Source organism: Acinetobacter sp. USHLN143, from assembly GCF_037145695.1.
Taxonomy (GTDB): Bacteria; Pseudomonadota; Gammaproteobacteria; order Pseudomonadales; family Moraxellaceae; genus Acinetobacter; species Acinetobacter fasciculus.
In genome coordinates this window covers 1-3,932 of record NZ_JBBCWZ010000133.1, presented here as the reverse complement: position 1 = coordinate 3,932, position 3,932 = coordinate 1, and the positions used below count along the sequence as shown (strand labels likewise).

Sequence of the window (3,932 nt, the reverse complement as noted above, 5' to 3'; positions counted from 1 at the left end):
TACTCGTCCTAGAAAAGCGTTAGATTGGCTTACACCATTAGAGAAATTTGCTCAGCTTGTTGATTATCATAAGACTTTTCAAACTGTCGCACCTCATGTTTGAATTCGCCATAAATAGAAAAACTAATCTCTTGATTGGCTGATTTTTATGCTATAAAAGCCCTGCGAAAGCGGGGTTTTTTATTGGATAAGAATAATGATTTTATATAAATATATGAGCTTTGATGATGCTCTTTTAACCTTAAATAATCGGACATTAGCTTTTTCGCATTTAGAGGATTTTAATGATCCGTTCGAATGTATAACATTAGGCTTGTATGATCATGTAATTTCAAAGCGAAATTCTAATGAGGTTTTGCAGCAGAAGTTTTCCAGAAAGTATTTAATTACATGTTTAACTAAACAGCCATTAAATCCATTGATGTGGGCACATTATGCAGATAGCCATAATGGTGTAGTAATTGGAATTGACGTAAATAAAGCTGGATTGAATGATGCTGATAAATTCATTATTACAGCAGACTGTGGTTCAGTCACATATTTAAGTGAAGAGCCGAAAAACTTAAATCGATGTACTGTTGAATTTTTGAATAATGTTGAAAATTTAACTTGGGGAAAAGATAAAGAAATATTGAAACAAGCGCTACTTAATAAAATGCATTTTTGGAAGTATGAAGAAGAGGTAAGAATTGTGAAAAAAATTTCACCTTATATTTCTACCTATCATATACCACGTCAACGAAAGTATAATTTTGATGGTCAAGTATGGCAGAAAATTACACCAGGATTTAAACCAATTTATACATTGGAAATAAATCCTGATGCCTTTGTTGATGTAACATTTGGATTAGGTTCATACCGGAAATTAAGACGTTCACAAGAAAAAGAAACTAATACTTGGAATCCTGATAATATAGAAAAATTAGATCGGTTATATAACCTTTGTAGAAGTTTGAGTTTACCTGTATTTAAAGTAGATAAAGATTATGATAGGTGGGGTCTTACACGTAAAAATATTGATATTTAAAAATATTAAGTAATAATATTGGTTTTAAAGCATAGTATGTGTTCTAAATTTCCATTTCATTTTTCTTTTCAAAAAATGAAGTATAGCCAGCGTAAAAACTCATTCTTATTGATCATGTCCACACTCAATTTTTTATTATTTGATTTGTATAAATCAGTTATTGAACTGTAATTGTACGACCTCTAAAAAAATCAATTAAAAATATTGAAATAAACATCACTAAACTTATTTTTACCTTGAGGTCAATCAAAAAAATATTTATTAGAATATAAATTTTGAAATTAAATTTTTAAATATTAAAATTATTGACAAATTAAATTAATAGTAATTAAAATTTAATAATATTATAAAATTAATTATTTACTTTGTTACATTTTTATACTCTAGGTTCAATATATGATTTGTGTTGTTTGATTGTAATTGTTTGTTTAGCTGAAAAATATTAAACTTTTATGATGCTGTAAAAATAACTATAAAAAATAAAAAAAATAATTTTTTTAAAGGGTAGTATCTGGAAATTGTAAGCATTTGTAAGATTTATTTCCAATTTAAATTGAGTAATTTGAAAAAATAATTATATCAATGTCTTGTGGGTATTTTTATCTATTAAATGAAGTGTGGTGAAAGTATAGAATGCTTATAATTTTAAATGGATTGTATTTGTAATAATTTATATATAAGTCTAAGTGCTTATAAAACAAATAAATATATAGATAGATAATTTTATAAAAATATAGGCGGCTATATTGTGAATATTAAAGCTTTGTACGCTAATGAAAATAATCGCACTAATATGAGTCTGCGCTTAGAAAAATAGCTCTGAATTCTAAGAGTTGGGATATAAGCGTTAAAAATAAAAGAAAAATATATTCTTTTAAAAAAAGAAATGGAGAAAAACATGAAAAAAATTACTCAAACCACATTGGCAGCACTCGTACTGGGTTTTGGTTTTAGTTCAACAGCTCTATACGCAGCAGAAACAAACCGAGGTGGTCCTCCACAACAGGGTCCAAATAAACCTCATAAACCAGGCAAACATGGATGTGGAGATAAATGTGACGGAAAAATTGACATTGTTTTGGAAGTTCCAAGACATTGTGATTTAGATGTTGAGACACCTCGATTAACACTTGCACAAACCACGGGAGGTAATTGGAGCGATGCAGGCTTCTTTAATGTCAGCACAAATGCCCCTTATCGATTAAATATTAATCCACTAAATACTTTGCGCAATGGTGAGAACTCTGTACCTGTAGTTGTAACTACTACACGTGGTGGAAAAACTTATTATGGCACTCAGTCAAGTACCAAAGGGCAAGCCCATCGTTGGGATGTGGCAGCTACAGTAGCTGGTAGTGCGGTTGAAGCAGCTGATGCTGGTACTTATCGTGGTGTGTATAACGTAGAAGTTCGATTCTAATAATAAGAAATTTTTTATATAACATTTTGAATAAGTAGGAGATGTACTACATCTCCTATTTTAATATTTTTATGATTAATAATAATTATATTTAGGTTTGGGAGTGAAATATGATTAAAAAAATTATAGGATTTTCTATATTGTTTTTGTTTAGCTTTTCTTTATCAGCGGGAATAAAATTCAGTCCTATCCAGCTCTATATTCAAGATTTTAAAAGACAGAAAAGTACAACTGTTAATATTGAAAGTACAGGATTAAGTACTTCAAAAATATATGAAATTAGTGCATTTAAATGGCAGCAAAATGAAAAAGGTGAAGATGTTCTATTGGAGGATAATACTTTATTGTTTAATCCAAAAACATTTGAGCTAAAACCTGAAAGTAAACAAGTTGTCCGTATCGGGTTTAGCCAACCCCCATTAAATTTAGAACAACAGCAATCATGGAGGATCATTTTTAAAGAAGTAACACCAGTTGATGATAATTCTTCGATTAATTTTTTATTTAATTTCTCACTGCCTTTTTTTGCTGGAAAACAGGTTACACCACAATTAAATGTAGATCTGCAAAAAATTAATGAACTGGCTTATCTAAATGTAAATAATTTATCTAAATCTCATGCAAAAATTACTGAAGTAATAGTAGTGGATAGTAAAAACAATCAACTCATGAAAAAAGATTTTGTTCAATATATTTTGAGTGGAAATAAAATTAAATTTGAACTTGGGGAATTAAAAGAAAATGGAGATTTGAAATTAAAAATAAAAGTAGAGGATCATGAGGGATATTTGGAATTTCCTGTAAAAGCCTAGAAGATGCTTATAAAAAGAATAAATAGTAAAAGGATGATGCTATGAAGGTCACTAAAATTCTTCTAATGATCGCGTGTGGGATGGGGCTAACAAATGTAAATGCTGAAAATGTTCAACAGACGGTGCAGAAAGACAATTTAGAAATGTTCATCGTAAATATATGGGTAAATGGCTTAGATTATAACACTGAAGCAATTCATTTTTCTGATGGAGGGAAGAGATATATTGAGTGTGAGGCTTTATCCAGAATCGGAATTCACATTAAAAGGATCCCCCGTCACGTGGTTAAGAAAGAGTTCTGTTTATTGAATCAACCCGGTGTAACAGTTGAAGATGATTATAGTTTACAAGCCATTAAAATTAACTTTCCAGTCAATTATTTTGAAGATACTCATTATGAATTAGAGGTAGAAAATCCCGAGAAAGCGAATTTTGGAGGGTTTGTTAATTATAGCTTATTTTATAATAAAGACGATGAAGAACAAGAGTTTAATACATTTTCCGAAATTGGGGTATTTAAAGATTATTGGTTATTAAAAAATGCTTTTTTATATCGTAATGAAGGCAGAGTAAAACTTGAAGTGCGACATAAACCACCTAATTAATTTAAAGGGTTTATGGAGTATATAAAATTGTCATACCATCATCTTAACTTTGAAGATCGTACTGCATT

At 29.5% G+C, this 3,932-nt stretch carries 4 protein-coding genes; all 4 read left to right on the top strand.

All coding sequences use genetic code 11. The features are described 5' to 3' along the window. Positions 1-196: 196 nt before the first annotated feature. Positions 197-1,027: a DUF2971 domain-containing protein gene (locus WFH18_RS17030; protein WP_336755335.1), complete on the top strand. Its 831-nt coding sequence runs from the start codon at positions 197-199 to the stop codon at positions 1,025-1,027. Between the two features lie 898 nt (positions 1,028-1,925). Then, positions 1,926-2,447, top strand: a complete 522-nt coding sequence (locus tag WFH18_RS17025; RefSeq protein WP_336755333.1) for a hypothetical protein — start codon at positions 1,926-1,928, stop codon at positions 2,445-2,447. 110 nt (positions 2,448-2,557) lie between these two features. Continuing rightward, positions 2,558-3,259 carry a fimbrial biogenesis chaperone gene (locus tag WFH18_RS17020; RefSeq protein WP_336755332.1) on the top strand — a complete coding sequence of 234 codons (702 nt, stop codon included), beginning with the start codon at positions 2,558-2,560 and terminating at the stop codon, positions 3,257-3,259. 41 nt (positions 3,260-3,300) lie between these two features. Continuing rightward, positions 3,301-3,864, top strand: a complete 564-nt coding sequence (locus tag WFH18_RS17015; RefSeq protein WP_336755331.1) for a hypothetical protein — start codon at positions 3,301-3,303, stop codon at positions 3,862-3,864. The last annotated feature ends 68 nt before the right edge of the window (positions 3,865-3,932 follow it).